Genomic DNA, 19,013 nt, shown 5'->3' with positions numbered 1-19,013 from the left:
TCAGTGGCTCCCGTTCTCGCGGGTGTGGATCAGGTGGGCCAGCGCGGCACCCATGCCGAGCACGGCGACCGGCAGGCACGCGACAGCGGTGGTGATCGGCCACGGAGCGGTCGTGACTCCGGAGGCGTCGAGGAGGTGGTAGGCGACCTGTCCGAGCGCGCCCAGAGCGAGCGCGGACAGGGCAGAGACCTTGGCGAACTTGCGGGCCTTGGCCGGGACCCGGCCCGACAGCCACACCCGCAGCGCGAACGCGGCATAGGTCTCGACACCGATCGGCAGCGTGATCGCGGAGTTGATCGTGAAGCCATCCGCGATCCCCGGCAGCGGGTGGACCACACCGAACCCGGTCAGCTCCCCCAGCCCGACCCAGCCGGACCAGACCGCGACGAACGCAGGCAAAGCGAGCAGCCACACCGGCCACGGGCTCAACGGCTTGGCGTCGTCAACTGAAACCGCGGGAACCACCCCGGACGGCGCGGCATCTGCAGTCGGAGCCGGGTCCGTAGGCGGCGTGACCTGCGGAGATGCCCCCTCCTCCGGCCCGGGGGGCATCTCGTCCGACCCGCCAACCTCGTCAGCCATACCCGAGTTCGGCACCGCGTGCAGGCGCGGCTCAACAAGCTCAGGGGCGGCCTGAGGCGCGGGCGCGCTCAGGGCATCCAGGACCGAGCGGGCCTTGTCCGCGCCGATCCGGAACTCCTTCATGACCCGGTTCCGCGACGGCACCGAACCCAGCTCGTCAGCGAGCTTGCGCGCGGCCGGAATCAGCTCTTCCACCGGCACCGGGTACGTCGTGCGAAGCGGGGTGCTCATCGCTGAACCTCCTTGCCCAGCAGCACAGTGCGGGCATCGGTGAGAAACGCGGCCAGCTCCAGCAAGTCGCCGTAGCGCACGGCGTGCTCAGCCGAACCAGCCGGGGGAATGTCACCGCGTACAGCGGTCACGAGGGCGGCGAGCCGAGCGTCCAGCTCGCCGTGAATGTCAGCCGGGGACTCAACACCCAGCCGGTCAGCCCAGCTCTGCTCCAGGGTGACCATGCGTCGACGGCGGCTCATGCGGCACCGTCCTCATCGGTCTCGCGGTCGGCCAGGTCGCAACTCAGCTCCAGGACCCGACGCTCGGCACGGCGAACGCGGCGACGGTCCAGGACCGACGCGTACGGACCCGCGTTGATGAGCGCGATCTGCGCGTCAAGCAGGTCCAACTCAGCCGCGATCAGCGGCCACTCCTGCACGATGCCGGCCAGATCGGCAGCGGTCGGCTCTTCGCCACCGGTAGCCGGAAGGTAGATGATGCTCATTGGGTTGTGCTCCTCTTCGAATGGACTAGCGCGACCCGGACGCCTCGGCGGTTGCACCCGCCGGGGCGTCACCTTGTTATTTCAGATCCGTGTTTCGGATCTCTGTTTCGAATTACGGTAGCGCGAAGGATCTGAGTTTCGCAAGTGTGGTCCGTTACCATGTGGCGGTGACTGACATACGGGATGAGCTCGCCGACGCAACCCGCCTGTACCGGCAGACCGAGAGTGCCCACGAGGCAGCCCGGCAGGCCGTCATCGCCGCTGCGCTCGCAGCTCTCCGCGAAGGCGTCACGCCGAACGAGGTCGAGGAGCTGTCGCCGTTCACATCGGCGTACGTGCGCCGACTCGCCCGCGCCGAGGGCATCCCGCCGGCTCCGCCCGGTCCGAAACGACGTGCAGTCAGCTCGGAGCGGCGATGAGGTTGCACCGTTGCTGTTCATGCCATCTAGCTTGTGGCCGGGCAGCCACTGTCAGTAGTCGACAGCGACAGACGGATCTGGACATGACCAGTGTCCCTGGACACGGGGGGACGTGACCGATGTCCAGCACCGCCCCAAAGCCGATCTCAGCGCGCAACGGCGTGCTAATTCAGCAACGCGAGGCGAGAAGGTGGGGTAGAGGCAGGCTCGTCGCCGAATTTGAGCGAATCGGGCGTGAACTTGGCCTCGCCGTTCCATCTCGGAGCGCGATGGAGAAGGCAATATATCGCCACGAGACCGGCGAAAGTCACGTCACCGATGAAATGTATGTTCGCCTCTACTGTGCGGCCTTCGAATGCTCCCCGCACGAGCTGTTCGGCGGGCTTACCGAGTCCCTAGAATCTGGTGATTCGGAGTTTCATCTCACCAGCAACAAGTTCTCGCCGGTCTATGTAGGACCGGAAGTTGTGGCGCAACTGGGCCGCTCCCTGCCGGTCGAACCAACGGTTGTCGAGCAGGTGGAGTGCTGGTCAATCAAGATCGACCATCCGCGCGGCGAATGTGTCCTTTACGGATTCCCGTGGGGATGCCTCGTCTATCACATCAGGGAGCCGCTCAGTAAAGACTCGGTCGCCGACGTTGCCGTGTGGCGTCATGGGTCATATCCCCGCGAGCTCGACTGGGCGGACCAGCATGTTAAGTCATTGCTCGATGAGTCGCACAGTGGACCTGAGTACATTTTCAGTGCGTTCTGGGTTCACACGCCGAAGTGGAAGGGCGACCAGCTCGTCACAGCGATGAGATTGCTTTGCGCACAGAAAACCCTGCTCGACCATGGCAATGAGGAGCCATCTCGACCACATGCGGAACTTGTAGAACAGTCGTTCATGCGAGATGGATTTTCGGACCCGCGAATTCTCGAATTCGGCGTCAGCGGAATCTCATATGGATACGCAAGCTGGTCATCGGTTGCGTATCACCCACTGGAGGGCCGCAGGGGTCTACCGCAGCAAACAATCGTAGACTTCGAGATCATCGTTCAATCGCTCTGGTGCTTCTGTCACCACGTCCGCTCACAAATCGAAGCCGGGCGCGACCCTCAGGTCTCAGATGGATACGATTGGCGCTGGCTTCGAGGCATGACGTCGAGACTGACCAATGCACGGCCACGAGAGTCCGCTCAGCATGTAGCCCTGAGAATCACCGTCCTCCAGTCGAGCGGACTTGAGAGCCACCTAAACAACACTCTCGAAATCCTGAAGGATTCCTCAGAAAGGCAGCAACGTGATCCCCGCTGACGATAGCGTTCTCGTCCTCGTCGACGTACAGAACGGCTTTGTGTCGCCGCGCTCAGCACATGTTGTCCCTCGCATTGCGAAGTTCACTCGGGAGTGGGCCGCCGCCGGACGTCCGTACATCATGACCCGATTTATCAACTACCCAGACTCGCTGTTTGAGCAGCTCATCCGCTGGACCGCGATGATGCCAGGCACACCAGAGACGGAGATCGTCGACGAGCTTGCCGACATGGTGCCGGGCGCGGCCGCCGTCCTGGACAAGCCGACCTACTCCCTCTTCAACGACGAGGGCACCGAGCTGGTAGCTCGCACCGGCTGGAAGCACATCGTCGTCGTCGGCCTCGACACCGAGTCCTGCGTCCTCAAGACGGCGGTCGACGCCTTCGAGCTTGGGCTAGTCCCCTGGGTGGTCGAGGACCTGGTCTACAGCCACGCCGGCCAGGTCGAGCACGAAGCCGGACTCCTTGTGACGGGCCGATTCATCGGTCGCGGTCAGCTCGTCCAGTCCGAGGGCATCTTGGCTCCCGAGGCTCGCGCCGCGACAGCCTGAGGCTCGATCGCTTGCTCACTGCGGGCCGCCTGACCTAGATTCGAACATGTGAGCGAGACGAGAGCCGCATTGCGGTATGAGCGCAGATGGGATCCAGATGCGTCGCACGCCCCGTACCTCCACGGGATCTGGGACAACGCCACCAGAGACTGGATAGCCCGGAACCTCACCGGTCCGGCTGCGGGCTTGCAGGCCGCTGCGCTCAGCCTGCGCTACCAAGGATCTGCTGATCGTCCAGATGCCAGCGCTCGATGGGTAGACCCGCCGATCCACGTCGAGTTGACGATTTCGCCCACAACCACAGAGGTAGCGCTGCTGCACATGTGGGCTCGCGAAGATGACGGCTGGCACGGCTACGTGACCTATCTTGAGCGTCATCCGCTGGATCCAGGGCGTTGGGCATCCGGCTCGTCTCTGCGCCCGCTGAGCGACGATGAAATCCGGCTCTTCGAGAACCTTCGAGCATCGATCCAGCAGTAACGCGCCTGACCCCATGGTGCCTGTGGATAGTGCGACGCAGGACGCGGCCCGCGCGCGGCCCGCTCCACAGCGCGGTTACGTGCAACGCTCACGCCCTGCGGCGTCCCCAGTTGCACGAGCACCAGTCGCGTATCGTCTCCTCATGGATCCATTCATCTCGGGGACAGCGCAGAACGCTGCCGGAGGATTACTCCTAGAGGCTCGGCGTGGCATTCGAATGCTGCGACTCGCTGGAAGGTACGAACCAAGGTGGATTGGCCTGGCCGATGATCAGCCGACTGGTTACACGTTGTCTGCTAAGCAGATTACGGACATTGAAGCGTTTCTCGACTCACCTACTGTGCGTCCGTTGCTCAGCCTTCTGGCAATCACCCACCTGAGTCCGACAGACGACGATCGCGACCAGGCGATTAACGCTATACGCGGAGGCTTCGTTCGAGTCGCTGAGACCTGGAATGTCGACAGTAAGAGTAAATGGTCAAAACATATCGGCACACTTTGGGAACGCGTAAACGAAGTCTTTGAATCAGGTTTCGATCGAGTTGACCCTAGCACGCTATCGCGCGATGAATTGCTACAGTTCTCGCGCTTTCTCTCATCCTCCTTGGAACTTGAAGGCAAATCGTCTCAAACCAGCGACTACCTCCGTCGCATCTGCGCCCTTGCCAGCGATATGAAAAGGCTGGCAAAGGCAACTGAAACATCTGCGAGCTTACTCAGCGTCCTTCAGGCAAAGTCGCCACAACCTATCTTGACGCACACTGACGCTGATATAAGCACAGACTTCGAGAGCCTATATATATCGCGCACCATATATTCAGCAACGGATGGCGCTGCGCACGAGACAGAAGATCTGCTGACACGAGGCGAGCCTTTCCGCATCGTATTGACGGGGGCACCCGGCGCTGGGAAGACAACTTTCGTAACTCACCTCGTCAACGTTATGGCCAGAGTCTCCATCACACCTCAGATAACGATTCTGATCAAGTGTCGTGACTACGTCCGTGACGGATGGAATACATCCATCCCGGAGTACGTCCTGATGCGGATTCGCGCTGAGGTTGACAGCAATGCCGACATCGAATCGATTCGCGATCTTCTATTGTTGGGCCGAATCGTCATTGTTTACGATGGCCTTGACGAGATCACTGAGATACCTAGGCGTGCCGATATGGTGACGCGCATAGAGTCCATGTGTCGGGTCTACCCGGCAACCTCTGTGCTCGTGAGTTCGCGCGAAGTTGGCTACAACCGCGCACCGCTGAACAGTCGACTTTTCGAGCACGATCGATTACTTGAATTTAGCGCACCGCAGGTACAGGAGTACGCGAGACGCTGGTTTGAGCTAATGAAGCGGCCAGAACTAACTGGGCCCTTCATCTCTGAGTCACAGTCGATCGAGGATCTGCGCAAGAACCCACTGCTCCTCTCGCTCCTCTGCATCCTATACAAGGCGCGCGGTGCGATCCCGCGTAAACGACGCGAGATCTACGCCAAGTGCGCTGATCTCTTGTTCACTAGATGGGATTCGCACAGAGGCATACCATTGTCCGAGGACATGCCAAGTTACGGCCCGCGGATCATGCAAGAGATTGCGCGCTGGGTCTATGACTCTCAGAAGGCACAGGCCGGCCTCGAAGAGCAGGTCATAGCCAAGGTAATCGCTGTCTATCTCGCCGATGCCGCCGGAATCACAACTGAGGAGGCGCGTCGCCGAGCGGAGGAGTTCCTGGATTTCTGTGCTGGGCGTGCTTGGCTGTTGGCCAAGATCGGCACGAGCTCAAGTGGCGAGAAGATCTTTGGCTTTACTCATCGAACGTTTTTTGAGTACTTTGCTGCAGAATCGTTTTCTCGGCGGGCCACCAGCGTCGACGATATAGCATGGCGAATCACAGAAGCTTTCGGCAGAGATTCCACGTCCGTACTGCCTGAATTACTAATACAGGCCTACGACGACAAGGAAGAGTTTGGTGGACGTCGAGTCTTCGAGAGGCTTTGCAGTGCCGAGAAGCCTTCTTGCGAACTAGCAGTTCGGCTAATGGATGGGATTCTACTGCCAGCTAAGGTGCGAAAGGTCGGCTTCGATCTACTGTGCACACAATGGCAGGATGCACGGCAGTTTACCATCGAGACATTCATTTCGCTGCTCGCGTTGAATCCGGATGCTAGGCATCAGTTTGTCAATGATTACCTCAGCCACCCTGGACGAAATGAGGCTCGCCGATTATTTGTACATGGCTGGGCATCTATTCAATTGTCACGCCACGACCTGCCGATTGTCGCCGACTGGGAAGATGAGGTCACTGAGATAGTCGACGAAGTTACTTCGAATCCCGGCGACTACTCCGACGCGATTGTCAAAAATTGGCTGGCCTTGATGGGCATTCGGCCCTTCGCGGCGCTCGCGCTAAGCGAGTATCTCCTTGCAGCCGGTCGCTTCGGACTCGAATTGGGCGCGATCTGGTGGTTGCTTGAGCGAGATGCCAGTGGCGACCTCCCCCTTGAGCAACATCAAACTGATCTCTTGGCTTCATGCGCAGAATTATTGGCCGAGCCTGAGAGCATTGAGAAACCGGTCATACGTCGGTTTGCTGAACTGGCTGAGAGGCGACTGTCCGAACGCCTACTGAATGGTTCGCAAGTCAGATGGGAAAGTAGGTCACCCGCGGCTCGATCGCTGCTAGTGGGCCTAGGGCTCGCCGCAATGGAGACCGAGTTCGACGCGCCGGAGTTGTATTGGATGATCTCCGAGGCTGCCGGCATCGACACAGACCAGTTTGTTGGTGTGCGTAGATGGTCGGCCAAGTCCGGTGCCAAGCCAGAGCCGGAGGCGAGCCAGGAGGTGCTCAACGATCTCCGTAGCCTTCCAGCGTGGTGTAAGGCGTGGTGTGCTGATCAGTTCGACATCGTGAAGCCCTATTTCGGAAAATCGGCGTACTAGGCTGTCAGCCGAACGTCTCGACGCCCCCGCCATGGATCCTGAACACTGGCGCGCGGAGTTGGAAGGCGTGCTGGGTCCAGGCGGCATGCCCGGCACCGTGCCCGATCGGACGGCACCTGGCGTGAACCACCGGTCAACATCGGTCAAGTCAGATCGGACGACGAGCACAGCGCCTATAGGGCTGAGCCGACTGCGGCTGACAATTCCTGTTCCCAAGCTGACGGTGTGGAGTGACCGCAACCGGGACCGCAACAACCAGCACCAGCGACCGACAGATCCCGATTGGCGGATCTAGCCCCCGACTGTGGACCTGTGCGCCCCGGTCACCGCTGTCGAACTGAAAGCAGACGGTCGACGGGGCCCAGCTCCTGGTCCGCCCGGCAGCGGAGCGACACGTCGTCGACTGGTTCGCCGTAGGTGTCAGTCGCGAGCACCTAGCAGGTCGATGCTTTTGGTTTGGAGAGCCTCGTAGCTCTGCTGAAGCTCATCCAGAATCCGCTTGTTCAGCTCTGCCGTAGGAGACCCCGCCGGAAGCTTCATCTGCCGGAGGTGGACTCGCCTGATTTCAGACCGAAGGTCCCCGATCTGCTGTTCGAGCCGCACTAGTTCGTCGCGACGCTCCTTGGACACCGCCGACCTGGGCGGCGGCATGCCGGCCGCCTTCCGCCCTTGATCGGTCAGGATGTCTATGCCTGCGGACCAACCGGTGACCTCAGGGACCGTCCCGGTCCACTGAATATCCGGGACGGGCTCGGACCTGTAGTGGCCGGAGTTCCCAGCTTCGAAGCCTGAGCTCCACGACGCGCGGATGATGTCCTCGATGTCCTGCCGCAGATCCAGCAACGTCGGCCGCGCTTCCTGAAGTTTGATTTCGGGTCCAAGCTCCAGCACTGGATGGCCATCGAGAGGAAGTGGTTCAACGTCTTCGGTGATGGCCTGCGCCACCAGCGACGCGTCGATCACCTTCTCGACCCCGCTCAACTGGGCTGTCAGTTCCCTCGCCTCGTCCGACGGATTGAATTCAGCTTCGCCGAAAGACCCCTTCAGGCGGAGCAGATTGCGGATCCGATCACCGATCTGCCGCCGGAAGCCAAGTACTGCCACAGTCACGACGACAGGCCACTTGACTGCCTGGAGAGTCTCGTTCGCCAGGGCCCAGCCCTCCGCCACGTTCATGCACAGAGTTTGCCGGATCAGGCGCTCCATCACCGCGAGGCTCGACGGCCACCAGGCCACGGTTTTCCCCATCCAATTGGATGGGTAGCGACGAGCACGGCCGCGCTCTACAAACTGGGTCCCGATGGGGCGTTTGCCAAGGTCGGGGCAAGGTCGATTAGCAACGAGAACGGTGCCGACGGCTTCGGCGGGAATCAGCGGGTTCGGGGTTCGAGTCCCTGGCGGCGCACCAAAGCCCAGGTCACGACGGTGGCCTGGATTTCTTCATGCCCGCAGGTCACCTCTTATTCGACCCTTTCAGCCACGCATCCCTCCAGCTGACCCGACCCTGCGACCTTCAACCGATAGTGACTGTGCGTCACATCGGCTCGCGGCGTACCTGCCTCGCCGATCCTCCGCACCGGCCGAGCGTTGAACAGGTGACACTCACACCGGTTGGAGGAGACACGTGCCGAGGCCACCGCTGCCCATCGGAACCTGGGGAGAGATCTCCACCAGGACCACGAAGACCACCAAGAACGGCAAACCCGCCAAGTACCTGGCCCACGCCAAGTTCCGCGACCACGACGGCAAAGTCCGCGCCGTCACCGCCACCGGAACCACCAAAACCGCCGCCCGAACCGCGCTGCTCACCAAACTCCAGAACCGCGCCAAAACCAACCACTCCGGCGACCTCACCGCGGCACACAAGATCAACCACCTCCTCGACCTCTGGGAACGAAAGTTCGAAGAACTGGTCGCCGACGGCACACGCTCACCCACCTCACTCGCCACCTACCGGCGCGCCCTCAACAACCATCTCCGTCCCGCCATCGGCGAACTCCACATCGCCGAAGCCACCACCCAACGCCTCGACACCATCCTCACCACCATCAAGCACCACGCCGGCGCCCCCACGGCCAGAACCTGCCGCGCCGTCATCTCCGGCGCCATGAAACTCGCCGTCCGCTACGGCGCCACCACCGTCAACCCCGCCCGCGAGGTCGACACCATCGAAGCCAAACCCAAACACCCACCCCGAGCACTCACTGCCAGGGAAGTCACCCTCCTGCACAGGAACCTGACCGCCGATGAACACGCCGTCGCGGCTGACCTCCCCGACCTCGTCACATTCATGCTCTGCACCGGCGTCCGCATCGGCGAAGCCCTCGCCGTCCTCTGGAACCAAGTCGACCTCGGACCCGGCACCGTCGAAATCACCCACACCATCGCCCGGCCACCCGGCGAAGGCCTGATCCGCAAGACCACCAAATCCAGAACCGGCGAACGCACCCTCACCCTCCCCAACTGGGCTACCGCCATGCTCCGCGGCCGCCGCACCACCGGCACTCGCCCCGACGACCCTGTCTTCCCCGACACGACCGGCGGCTACCGCGACCCCTCCAACGCCCGTCGCTGCCTCCGCACCGCCCTCTCCCCCGTCGGCAGTACCGCGCGGCACGAACTCGGCCGAACCCTCCGCGGCCTCCGGCGCCAAGCCGGCCTCAGCCGCAAGCAAGTCGCACAGACCCTGGGGTGGCCCCAAACCAGACTCGAACTCATCGAAACCGGCCGCATCAAACCCAACCATCGACTCGTCTCCAGGCTCGCCAAGACCTACGGCATCGACCTCGACCGCCGCCCCGACCTGCTCGCCCAACTCACCGACGCCACCCAACCCGCCGAATCCGACAAACTCGCCTGGATCAGATCCCACACCCTCCGCAAAACCACCGCCACCGCCCTCGACCAAGCCGGCCACACCGCCCGCCAAATCGCCGACCAACTCGGCCACGCACGAGTCTCCATCACCCAAGACACCTACCTACACCGCCAACCCGCCAACCCCGCCGCCGCCCAAGCCCTCGAACACGCCTTCGACGACCCCGACCTCGCATGACGACAAGTGTGCCGCGCTGCACCATCCAGGACGTCGAGGATCGCTACGGTGCTGACCGCTGTCACCAGCAGGATCCATCAGGGTGGACCCTGACCTGGGCCTTGCTGCTCATCAGTGTCCACCGATGACTGTCGCTCATCAGTCACCGACGGAGCAGTCACGGATCAGGGCGTGCGTGCGCCGCACCGATCGAAGGCGAGGTCGACGCGCCGGCCCAGTTCAGTCCGCAGGCTCTCAGCGCGTGCCTTGCAGCGATGCCCGGCCACGCCATGGTGCCGGTCGGTCCGGCGGCGCGTGCAGGAGTGTGGAGTTCGGCACCGCAGTCCCCCTCAACCCGACCGCAATTGAAACACCCTTCAAGGTCGCGATCGTGAACTCGTATGTGGCTCTCGCACGCCACCAAGCAGCTCTGGACAGTTGATGCCAGCTCCGTCGATCCATTCACCTGGCAGGTATCGTCGCGAGCTGTGGATTCGCCTCGCGCCTTTTCTCCGGGACTCACGCCGGTCTGGCACGCTGTACACAAACGGCTGTCGACCGGGAAGCCGGTGAGTCAGGTCCGCGTTGGCCCGCTGACCGACGAACAGCGCGAGGCACTGGCCGATCTGCTTGGGCGCGACCGGCTGCCCACGCGCCAGCCGACCATCTCGCTTGCCGCGCTGGAACGGGCCGTGGGTGGCAACATCCGCGATTTCATCACGGCACAGGTAGGCCCCTTGGGTAACCGTGCAGAGGAGGTACGTCTGGACAAGGAGCGTAAGTCGGACCTGTGGGACTGGCTGGCGACGCATCCCGTGGTCGAGGCTCAGCCTGCGCTGAAGCCATGGGCGACGGTGGTACGGCGTAGCGGTCTGATGAACAGCTCGGTGGACGCGACGCGAGCTGAGCTGCACAAGGTCCTTGATGTCCTGCAGGCGCTGCCCGCGACCGGCCTCCCGCTGCCCGTGTTCGCCGACACTGTCTTGAGTGATCCTCATGGCTTGGATGAGGGCTCGCGTCGGGCTGGGCTGGTCCTGAGGGCGTTGGCTGCGATCTTCGATGTTCCGTGGCCGGACGACATGGCTGGACGGAGGGAGCTGTGGAAGCGGGCTGGCGTCTCGGACGACGAACTGTCGTCCACGGTCCTGGTCGCCGGCCTCCGGCCGCCGGGCGATGGCCCGTTGGAGACGATTCTGCGAATCTGCGCGGACGCGGGCGACGCCTCTGCGGTGACACTGCGCCAACTACGACGCCGACCGCTGAAGTCCGGACTGCCACCCGCCGTCTGGACGTTCGAGAACCCGAGCGTCGTGGCGTTGGCCCTCAAGCGCTTCGGTCCGTCCTGCCCGCCGATGGTTTGTACGTCGGGCTGGCCGAGCAGCGCCGGAGTTCTGCTGCTAGAGCAGCTGCGAGACGCGGACACCACGATCCACTACCACGGCGACTTCGACGGCGAGGGCCTGCGCATCGCTTCGTCGGTGGTCGCAAGAGTCGGGGCTGTGCCGTGGCACCTGACCGCTGCTGATTACACGCGCGAGGCGGGCGCCCCTGGTCCGCCAGCCGGACGCATCACGCCGGTTCCCTGGGACGACGAGCTCGGTGCAGAACTGTCCCGGCGCGGCGTCACGGTTCCGGAGGAACGCGTGGCCGGCCGGCTGCTCGACACGCTGGCCGCACAAAGTGTCGGCGGCCTCCTCTAGCGTGACATGGGTCGCTGGTCGCAAGCTCGAGGACGGAGGCGGTTGTGGACCCGATCCGGATCCCGCCTGAGCTGTTCCGCTTCACGAGTGGCGAGCGCGCCGACCAGTACATTGCGATTCTGCACGCCTTCGCGGAGGCTAACGAGCGACTCGATACCGCCCTCGGGCTCGACGACCTGAGCGCATGGATGCGATCTATCGGATGGGTCGTTACGCTATCCGACGACCAACTCGTGGACGCCCTCCGCCAATTGCGCGCCTGGCATCTGGTGGATTTCATCCAGGACCACGGGGAGAACTACCGCACTGCCTTGGAGTACGAGCGCAACAACGTCCGCTACTCGCTCAGCCGGCGAGGCGAGGCCGCATTCGCCGGCGTCACCCACGCGATGAGCGTGCTGGCGTCCACCGGGGCCTTGCAGACGGCGGTACTCGATGCGATCGGAGATCGGTTGGCCGATCTCGTCGTCGAGCTCGACGGCGGATCCGATCGCCGGGTGTTCACTGCACTGATGGAGCTTGAAGGGCATCTGGAGGCCTTGCGCGCCAACACCAAGCAGTTCAACGGAGAGCTTCAGCGACTGCTGCGCGTGGAGGGTGTCGACCTGGCGACCTTCCACGACGTCAAGGTCTCGACCGTGGCCTACCTGGAGGAGTTCCTCACCAACCTTGATCATCGCTCGCACGTGATCCGCAGCCGCATCGAGGCAGTTCTGGATCGCGGCGTCGCCTGGATGCAGCGCCGTGCGCTGATCGGTGCCGAGCTGCCGCGACTCACGGACGCCGACCCGGGACCTGCCTGGCTCGAACGTCGCCAGGCGCGGTGGGATGGCCTGCTGGCCTGGTTCGTAGGTTCGGAGACGACGCCGCCTCGGGTCGAGCAGTTGCATGCGGTAGGACGCAAGGCGATCGTGACGCTGCTGCAGGTTCTCGACCGGATCAACGAGACGAAACGCCGGGCAAGCAGTGCCGTCGCGGACTTCCGTGAGCTCGCACGCTGGTTCACGGCGGTGCCGGCTCAGGACGACCTGCACCGACTGTGGGCAACCTCTTTCGGTCTGACCTCCGCCAGGCACGCCCATCTCGCGGTTGACGACCCGGAGCTCGTCGCATCCTCGGTGTCGTGGTGGGAAGCCCCACCCGTGGCGGTCTCGCCATTGCTGCGATCGTCCGGGCGAGTCGAGCGATTCAGCCGTACCGGGCGCATCCGCGACGTCGCGGCGCTCAAGGCTGCCCGCGCGGAGCGAGCCGCTGACGAACGCGCCGAACTCGAGGCGGCCTGGGACCACCTGGACACCGGCGGCCCGATCCGGCTCTCGGGATTTGCCAACCTCGATCACCAGCTCTTCGAGCGGCTGCTCGAGCTGCTCGGCCAGGCATTGACGAGTGCTCCCGGACGCGGTGGGCACCGGCATGCGACCACCTCGGACGGCCGCGTCGACATCATGCTGTGGCAGCCGTCGGACGACGCCATCACCTCCCTGCGAACACCGCGCGGCGTCTTCCGTGGGCCCGACTACGTCGTGGAGATCAAAGCGGCCCAGGCTCGATCACGTCGACAGGCGGTGAACCCCGAATGAGTCAACTCGCCAACCAGCTCGCGCTGGCCGAACGCGACGAGGTGTCGCGGGCGATCCGTGGATTGCTCGGCGTTCCCCTTGTCACCCAACTGGGCGCTCCGGACATCTTCGACCTGATCCGGCGTCGGCAGGATCCGATCCGCAAGTGGTTCGACTACTACTGCGGATGGGCCGTGCGGGTCGAACCGCGGCTGGGGTATGCCCGACTGGTCAAGGTTCGGTCATCGACGGATGCGAGCCGACCGGCACGCCGGCTGCGATCGGGCCGGGCACCGTTCGACCGCCGCCGGTACGCCATCCTGTGCATCGTCGTCGCGGAACTCCTGACCGTGCCGGTGACGACCATCGGACAGCTCGCGGAGCGAGTGCGGCAGGCGACCGCGGTCGACGACGTCGTCCCGACACTCGACACCGCCAGCCACACCGAGCGACGGGCCTTCGTCGACGTTCTCCGGCTGCTCGAGAGCTGCGGCGGGATCGATGTGGTCGACGGCAGCACGGAGGCTTACGTCGAGAGCGAGTCCGCGAAGGTCCTCTACCAGGTCAACACGACCCTGCTGATCCGGCTCTTGGCCACCCCAGTCGGTCCCTCCACGCTCGCGATACCCATCGAGGAGGTACCGCAACGGTTCGAGGAGCTCCTCACCGGCATCACTCGAGAGCGCCGCTACGGTCCTGCAGCGGACGCAACTGCCGAGACTCCGGAGCTCTCCCCCACCCAACAAAACCTCTGGCTTCGTCACACCGTCTTCCGACGTCTGGTCGACGACCCGGTCGTGTACTTCGCAGACCTCTCTCCGGGCGAGCACGCCTACATCACGTCACCCACCGGGCGTCAACTGCTGCGCCGCGCCGCGGAACAGGCCGGGTTCGTTCTCGAGGAGCGAGCCGAAGGGGTCCTCCTGGTCGATCCGGACGGGTTGGCGACGGACTCACGGTTCCCCGACGACGTCAGTACGGCGAACGTCGCAGCGCTCGTACTCCTTGAGAGCCTCACAGACCCAACCACCACCGAGCAGCTCCGGCTCGTCGTCGGCCGGGTGTTGCAGCAACATCCATCGTGGGCCAAGGCCTTCCAGGACGTGGACGGACCGCACAGGCTGACCCGCGAGGCTCTCGCATTCTTGACCAGGTTCGGACTGGTCCACGTCGCCGACGGCATCGTGACGCCCCTGCCGGCTGCCGGCCGGTACGCAGTGCAATCTCCGCGCACCGACAACGAGAAGAGCCGGGAGGTGGAGTCATGACAGTCACGCAGCTTCATCCACCGCACGTATCCGAACCTCACGACGACCGCTGGATACCCAGTCGAGCAGGCATCCTCAACGTCTGGCGGTACTACGACGAGGTCTTCACGTTCCACGACGGCCGACTGCTGTTGCGCGGCCCGAACGGCAGCGGCAAGTCGAAGGCCCTTGAACTGCTGCTGCCGTTCCTCTTCGACGCGAACCTGCGCGCGAGCAGGCTTTCGACGTTCGGCACCGGCGAGCGGTCCATGCACTGGAACCTTATGGGCGAGGGCGCATCAGGGACCACGCGGGTCGGTTATGTCTGGCTCGAGTTCGCCAAGCAGTCCAGACCCGACAGCTGGTTCACCTGCGGCGCTCGCCTGCAGGCGAGTTCGCACACGACCACGGTGCACGCTGATTACTTCATTACAGACCTGAAGATCGAGCCTGGCGGTCTCAGCCTTGTGAACGAGCTCGGTATGCCGCTGACGCGCGGTGCCTTGAGCGAGCGACTCGGCGAGCACGGCACGGTTCACGACAGCGCCACCGCGTATCGATCGGCCGTCCGCACAACCCTATTCCCCGGCCTGAACGAGCAGCGGTACGACGCGCTGATCATGGCCCTGTTGCAGTTGCGCACGCCGAAGCTGTCCCAGCGACTCGATCCTGCGTTGCTGTCGACCTTGCTGTCGCGCGCGTTGCCGCCGCTAGATCCACAGGAGATCTCAGACCTCGCAGAGGGCTTCGAGCGACTGGATGCCCAACGCGAGCGGTTGGAGACGTTGGAGACCGAGGTCGAGGCGGCGCGCGGACTCGCCCGTCGACAGAGTGCCTACGCACAGCGGGTTCTGCGGGCTGCCGCCGGAACGTTGGTCACGGCGACCTCAGAGCTTCAAAAGCAGAGCAATCGGGCGACGGAAACTGCGGAGCAGCATCAGCGCACCGTCGACCGTGATGGAGAACTCGATACCGAACTGGGCGAGCTCGACCGCCAGAAGCGCCATACTGCTGCTCGGCTGGACGGTCTAACCAGCTCTGATACGTATCGCGACGGGCGCGATATGGACGAGCTGCGGCAGCGGACCGCAAACGCGAAGGGCGCCGCTGATCGGGCGGGAACCCTCGCGACCCGTGAGGCCGAGCAGGCTGGATACGATGCGGAGCTGTTGCAAGGTGCCGAGCAGGACATCCAGTTGGCGGAAAGGATCGTGCACAGACACGCCGCCGAGCTGCGGCAAGCCGCAGTACGCGTCGAGCTGACCGCGATCGCCGACGAGGTGCTCACCCAACGAGTGGTCGACCGGAACGAGACAAAGAGGTTGCTCAGCGCAACTGTTCGCGCTCGGGAGGAACAGATCGGGAGGATCAGTTCCGCCATCGGCTCGCACGAGCGGGCCGTAGAACGGAGGCAAGACGCCGAGCAGGAGCTGGAGCAAGCGCGCGAGGAACTCGAGCAAGCCCGGCAAGCCGTCACTGCCGCATCCCGGGAACATGAACGGGAACTCGCAGAACTTGCGTCAAGTCTCTTCCAATGGGCACAGAGCTGCCGCGAGTTGGTCTTCACGGATCCCGCCGCACTCGCCGAGCACGTCGAGTCCGACACCGAACTGCGTACGATCGTCGATGCGACTGCCGCCGCTGTCAGGTCGGACATCACTGTGCGCCAGACAACTCTGCACGCAGCGATCGAGACACTCGATGCCACCCGGGACGCGCTAACGGAAGAGCTTGAGGGGCTTGAAAGCGGCGACCTGCCGCCGTCAGCGCCGCCGTACCGAACTGCGGATCGCTCCGTGATGCAAGGAGCGCCGCTCTGGCAGTTGGTCGACTTCAATGCCGCCGTCGCCGTGAACACTCGACCACTGGTTGAAGCTGCGCTCCAGGCCTCTGGGCTCCTCGACGCCTGGGTGACCCCGGCAGGTGACGTATGGCAGGTCGACGGCCACGACGCGTTTGCGGATCCGGCGGGGCTGCCGCGCGTGGCCGGCCGGTCATTGGTGGATGTGCTGACGCCTGAGCCAGATGCCCTCGTGCACGAGGACGTCGTACGGCGGTTGTTGTCTGTCGTTGCTGTCGACGACGAGCTGCCGTCCGGAGCCGAGGTCGCAATCGGCCTCGACGGAACGTGGCGAGTGGGTGCGCTGACCGGCAGCTGGGAGAAGGAGGCTGCCGCCCACATCGGCGCCACCGCCCGGCGGCAGGCTCGCGAGCGGCGAGCCGCGGAGATTCAGGAAGAACTCAGGCAACTCACCAATCAGGTCCGCGAGCGGAAGTCGGAGCTGGACGCGCTGGGTCTGCGCCTTGAAGTACTCAACGCGGAGCTGTCGTCGAGACCGGCGTACGACAAGGTCGACAAGACCACGGCAGCACTGGCCCGTGAAGAGATCAAGGCGAGCTCCGCCGAGGAGATGGTTGGGCGCCAACTGAACACCGTCACAAGACGCGAAGGCGAGGTTGCCGCCGCTCTACGTTCACTGACATCGCTCGCCGCAGAAGCAGGGCTGCCCATTCAGCGATCAGCACTTGGAAACGTGCAACAGGCATTACGTTCGTTCGCTGAGCTTGCGGAGACGTGGCTTGACGGGTGGGTGGAGCTCGCGGCGGCCCGACGGAGGGCCGACGATCTCCGTACGCAGGCTGAGCGCTCCGAGAAGAACGCCATAGAACGCGCTGAAGAGGCAGCCGAAGCGGTCGCCGCCCACGAGGAGCTGGCAGTGCGGCTTGCGACCATCGAGAGCAGCATCGGACAGGACTATCGGGAGATCCTCGATCAGATCACGGATCTGCGCAGTCTGCGCAGAGAACTGGAGAAGGCGGAGAAACGCGCGCTCGGCCAGAAGAACAAGCTTGCAGAAGCGATCGGCGAGCTCGGGGCTCGTCTCGAGACAGCGACAGCCGATCACGAGCACGCAATGAACGTGAGGGACGCTGCGGCCACACGGTTCCGTCATGTCGCCATCGGGACCTTTCCCGCGGACAGCAATCTGCCGAACCTGGCCGGCTTCGAGGAACTTCTCGCTGGCTCCGACGGCATCCGAGCTGCGCTGGACGCGGCTCGCCAGGTCGCGGCAGCGTGGCCGCTCGTTCCGCACGGCCCGAGCCACCTCGCCGACGCGCTCCAGCGGTTGTCGGAGAAGGTGCACGAATGCCGCGAATCCCTGCGTTCACGAGCCGATCTCGACATGGAGACGGACGAAGACGTGCAGGTCTTCACGGCAGTCGTCGACGGTCTGCGGGTCGGCGCAGTCGAACTGCTGCGTATCCTGCGCAGCGACGCCGAGCAAAGTCGCCAAGAGATCACCGATCAGGAGCGGGCTCTGTTCGACCGAACTCTCACCGGTGATACTCGGCGCCATCTCGCGAACCGGATCCGGCAAGCGAACGACCTCGTCGACCAGATGAACACCCGGCTCGCACAGGTCCGTACCGCGTCGAAGGTCGCCGTACAGCTGGTCTGGCAGCTCGCGCCAGAGCTGTCGCCCAGCACGAAGTCTGCACGCGACCTGCTCCTCAAGGATCCCGCGCAGCTATCCGAGGACGACCGCGAATCGCTGCACAGGTTCCTACGGGACCGCGTCGAGCAGGCCAGAGTTGACGACACCGCCACGTCCTGGGCAGAGCAACTCGCCCAAGTGTTCGACTACACCGCCTGGCACCACTTCGTCGTCAAGGTCGATCGCGGCAAGGGAGACGGCTGGCAGCCATTGACCAGGAAACTTCACGGCGCGCTGTCTGGCGGCGAGAAGGCAATCGCACTCCACCTACCGCTGTTCGCCGTTGTCGCCGCGCACTACCAATCCATCCCCGATGCGCCGCGCGTGATTCTGCTCGACGAGGTGTTCGTGGGCGTCGACAGCGCCAACCGTGGACAGGTGTTCGCGCTCCTCGCTGCCCTGGACCTGGATCTCTTACTGACCTCCGACCACGAATGGTGCACCTATGCCGAGCTACCGGGTATCGGCATCCATCAGCTTGTCACCGCCGCCGACGGCGACGACGCCGTCACCACCGCCCGCTTCACCTGGAACGGCCGCGAACTAACCATCGAGGACCTGACCTTCGAGGATTCCTGAAATCAGAACTTGGCGCTGAGAACGGTCAGGTTGACCGCGCCCAACCGCCAACTACTCCCCGGGACCGTGAAACCCGCAATCTGTTCCAGCTAAGGCTGGATCAGCGCCGCCAGCTCTGCGTGTCTGGAGCCCAGGCCAGCTCGTTGACCTCTGCGCGGAGCGGTTGATCGGCGAACCGCAGGACCCCTTCGAGCACCTCGACGAACTGCTCCGGCAGGTGATCGGCACCGATGCGACGCCGCCAGGCCGCCCACTTGGTCTGGGCGAACTCGGGGTATCCATCGAGAACCTCCGCAAGCGGCGCGAGGGTTACAGGCTCTTCACGATCGAGGGTGTAGTTGTGGTCTGAAGCCGCCGGTTTCGAGTAGTGATCTGGCGATGTAGTTGGTGAGGTTGCGGAAGCCGAGTG

14 protein-coding genes and 1 pseudogene are annotated in these 19,013 nt (G+C 63.8%); 10 read left to right on the top strand and 5 right to left on the bottom strand.

Translation table 11 applies throughout. From position 1 onward, the window contains the following. From ACZ3HV_RS42275 to ACZ3HV_RS42265, 3 genes are read right to left on the bottom strand one after another with little or no spacing between them, the layout of a single operon-like run. A complete protein-coding gene (locus ACZ3HV_RS42275) occupies positions 1–813 on the bottom strand; it encodes an ABC transporter permease (RefSeq protein WP_465693376.1) in 813 nt (270 codons plus the stop codon). Next, positions 810–1,055 (bottom strand): hypothetical protein, encoded by a 246-nt coding sequence (locus ACZ3HV_RS42270; RefSeq protein WP_465693374.1) that lies wholly within the window; start codon positions 1,053–1,055, stop codon positions 810–812. The genes ACZ3HV_RS42275 and ACZ3HV_RS42270 overlap by 4 nt, the downstream gene beginning before the upstream one ends. Next, positions 1,052–1,300 carry a DUF6284 family protein gene (locus ACZ3HV_RS42265; RefSeq protein WP_465693373.1) on the bottom strand — a complete coding sequence of 83 codons (249 nt, stop codon included), beginning with the start codon at positions 1,298–1,300 and terminating at the stop codon, positions 1,052–1,054. The genes ACZ3HV_RS42270 and ACZ3HV_RS42265 overlap by 4 nt, the downstream gene beginning before the upstream one ends. Positions 1,301–1,467: 167 nt before the next feature. Between ACZ3HV_RS42265 and ACZ3HV_RS42260 the strand changes: the two genes are divergently transcribed. The 5 genes from ACZ3HV_RS42260 to ACZ3HV_RS42240 all read left to right on the top strand — a co-directional run bounded on the left by ACZ3HV_RS42260 (position 1,468) and on the right by ACZ3HV_RS42240 (position 6,988). Then, on the top strand, positions 1,468–1,719 hold the full coding sequence (locus tag ACZ3HV_RS42260; RefSeq protein WP_465693369.1) for a hypothetical protein: 252 nt from the start codon (positions 1,468–1,470) through the stop codon (positions 1,717–1,719). Between the two features lie 119 nt (positions 1,720–1,838). Further along, the gene (locus ACZ3HV_RS42255; protein ID WP_465693365.1) at positions 1,839–3,017 is read left to right on the top strand and encodes a hypothetical protein; all 1,179 of its coding nucleotides are present in this window, start codon (positions 1,839–1,841) and stop codon (positions 3,015–3,017) included. Then, entirely contained in the window at positions 3,004–3,567 is a 564-nt protein-coding gene (locus ACZ3HV_RS42250) for a cysteine hydrolase family protein (protein ID WP_465693364.1), read from the top strand. Before ACZ3HV_RS42255 ends, ACZ3HV_RS42250 begins: the two co-directional genes overlap by 14 nt. A 48-nt stretch (positions 3,568–3,615) precedes the next feature. Beyond that, positions 3,616–4,047, top strand: coding sequence for a hypothetical protein (locus ACZ3HV_RS42245; protein ID WP_465693363.1), 432 nt, complete (start codon positions 3,616–3,618; stop codon positions 4,045–4,047). A gap of 142 nt (positions 4,048–4,189) precedes the next feature. After that, entirely contained in the window at positions 4,190–6,988 is a 2,799-nt protein-coding gene (locus ACZ3HV_RS42240; protein ID WP_465693361.1) for an NACHT domain-containing protein, read from the top strand. A gap of 420 nt (positions 6,989–7,408) precedes the next feature. Here the strand turns inward: ACZ3HV_RS42240 and ACZ3HV_RS42235 are convergent, their stop codons facing one another. Then, on the bottom strand, positions 7,409–8,194 hold the full coding sequence (locus ACZ3HV_RS42235) for a hypothetical protein (RefSeq protein WP_465693360.1): 786 nt from the start codon (positions 8,192–8,194) through the stop codon (positions 7,409–7,411). A 418-nt stretch (positions 8,195–8,612) separates the two neighbouring features. Between ACZ3HV_RS42235 and ACZ3HV_RS42230 the strand changes: the two genes are divergently transcribed. The 5 genes from ACZ3HV_RS42230 (at position 8,613) to ACZ3HV_RS42210 (ending at position 18,604) form a co-directional block, all read left to right on the top strand. Next, positions 8,613–10,043 (top strand): tyrosine-type recombinase/integrase, encoded by a 1,431-nt coding sequence (locus tag ACZ3HV_RS42230; protein ID WP_465693359.1) that lies wholly within the window; start codon positions 8,613–8,615, stop codon positions 10,041–10,043. Positions 10,044–10,591: 548 nt separating this feature from the next. Then, the gene (locus ACZ3HV_RS42225; RefSeq protein WP_465693357.1) at positions 10,592–11,722 is read left to right on the top strand and encodes a TIGR02679 family protein; all 1,131 of its coding nucleotides are present in this window, start codon (positions 10,592–10,594) and stop codon (positions 11,720–11,722) included. Between the two features lie 44 nt (positions 11,723–11,766). Continuing rightward, positions 11,767–13,302 carry a TIGR02677 family protein gene (locus tag ACZ3HV_RS42220; RefSeq protein ID WP_465693356.1) on the top strand — a complete coding sequence of 512 codons (1,536 nt, stop codon included), beginning with the start codon at positions 11,767–11,769 and terminating at the stop codon, positions 13,300–13,302. Next, positions 13,299–14,549 carry a TIGR02678 family protein gene (locus ACZ3HV_RS42215; RefSeq protein ID WP_465693354.1) on the top strand — a complete coding sequence of 417 codons (1,251 nt, stop codon included), beginning with the start codon at positions 13,299–13,301 and terminating at the stop codon, positions 14,547–14,549. Before ACZ3HV_RS42220 ends, ACZ3HV_RS42215 begins: the two co-directional genes overlap by 4 nt. Then, complete coding sequence (locus ACZ3HV_RS42210) at positions 14,546–18,604, top strand: TIGR02680 family protein (protein WP_465693352.1); 4,059 nt, start codon at positions 14,546–14,548, stop codon at positions 18,602–18,604. The genes ACZ3HV_RS42215 and ACZ3HV_RS42210 overlap by 4 nt, the downstream gene beginning before the upstream one ends. A 100-nt stretch (positions 18,605–18,704) precedes the next feature. Here the strand turns inward: ACZ3HV_RS42210 and ACZ3HV_RS42205 are convergent. Then, positions 18,705–19,013, bottom strand: a pseudogene (locus ACZ3HV_RS42205) (hypothetical protein); the annotation flags it as partial.

The organism is Kribbella sp. NPDC020701 (assembly GCF_055562215.1).
This window is presented reverse-complemented; position numbering and strand designations above follow the sequence as displayed.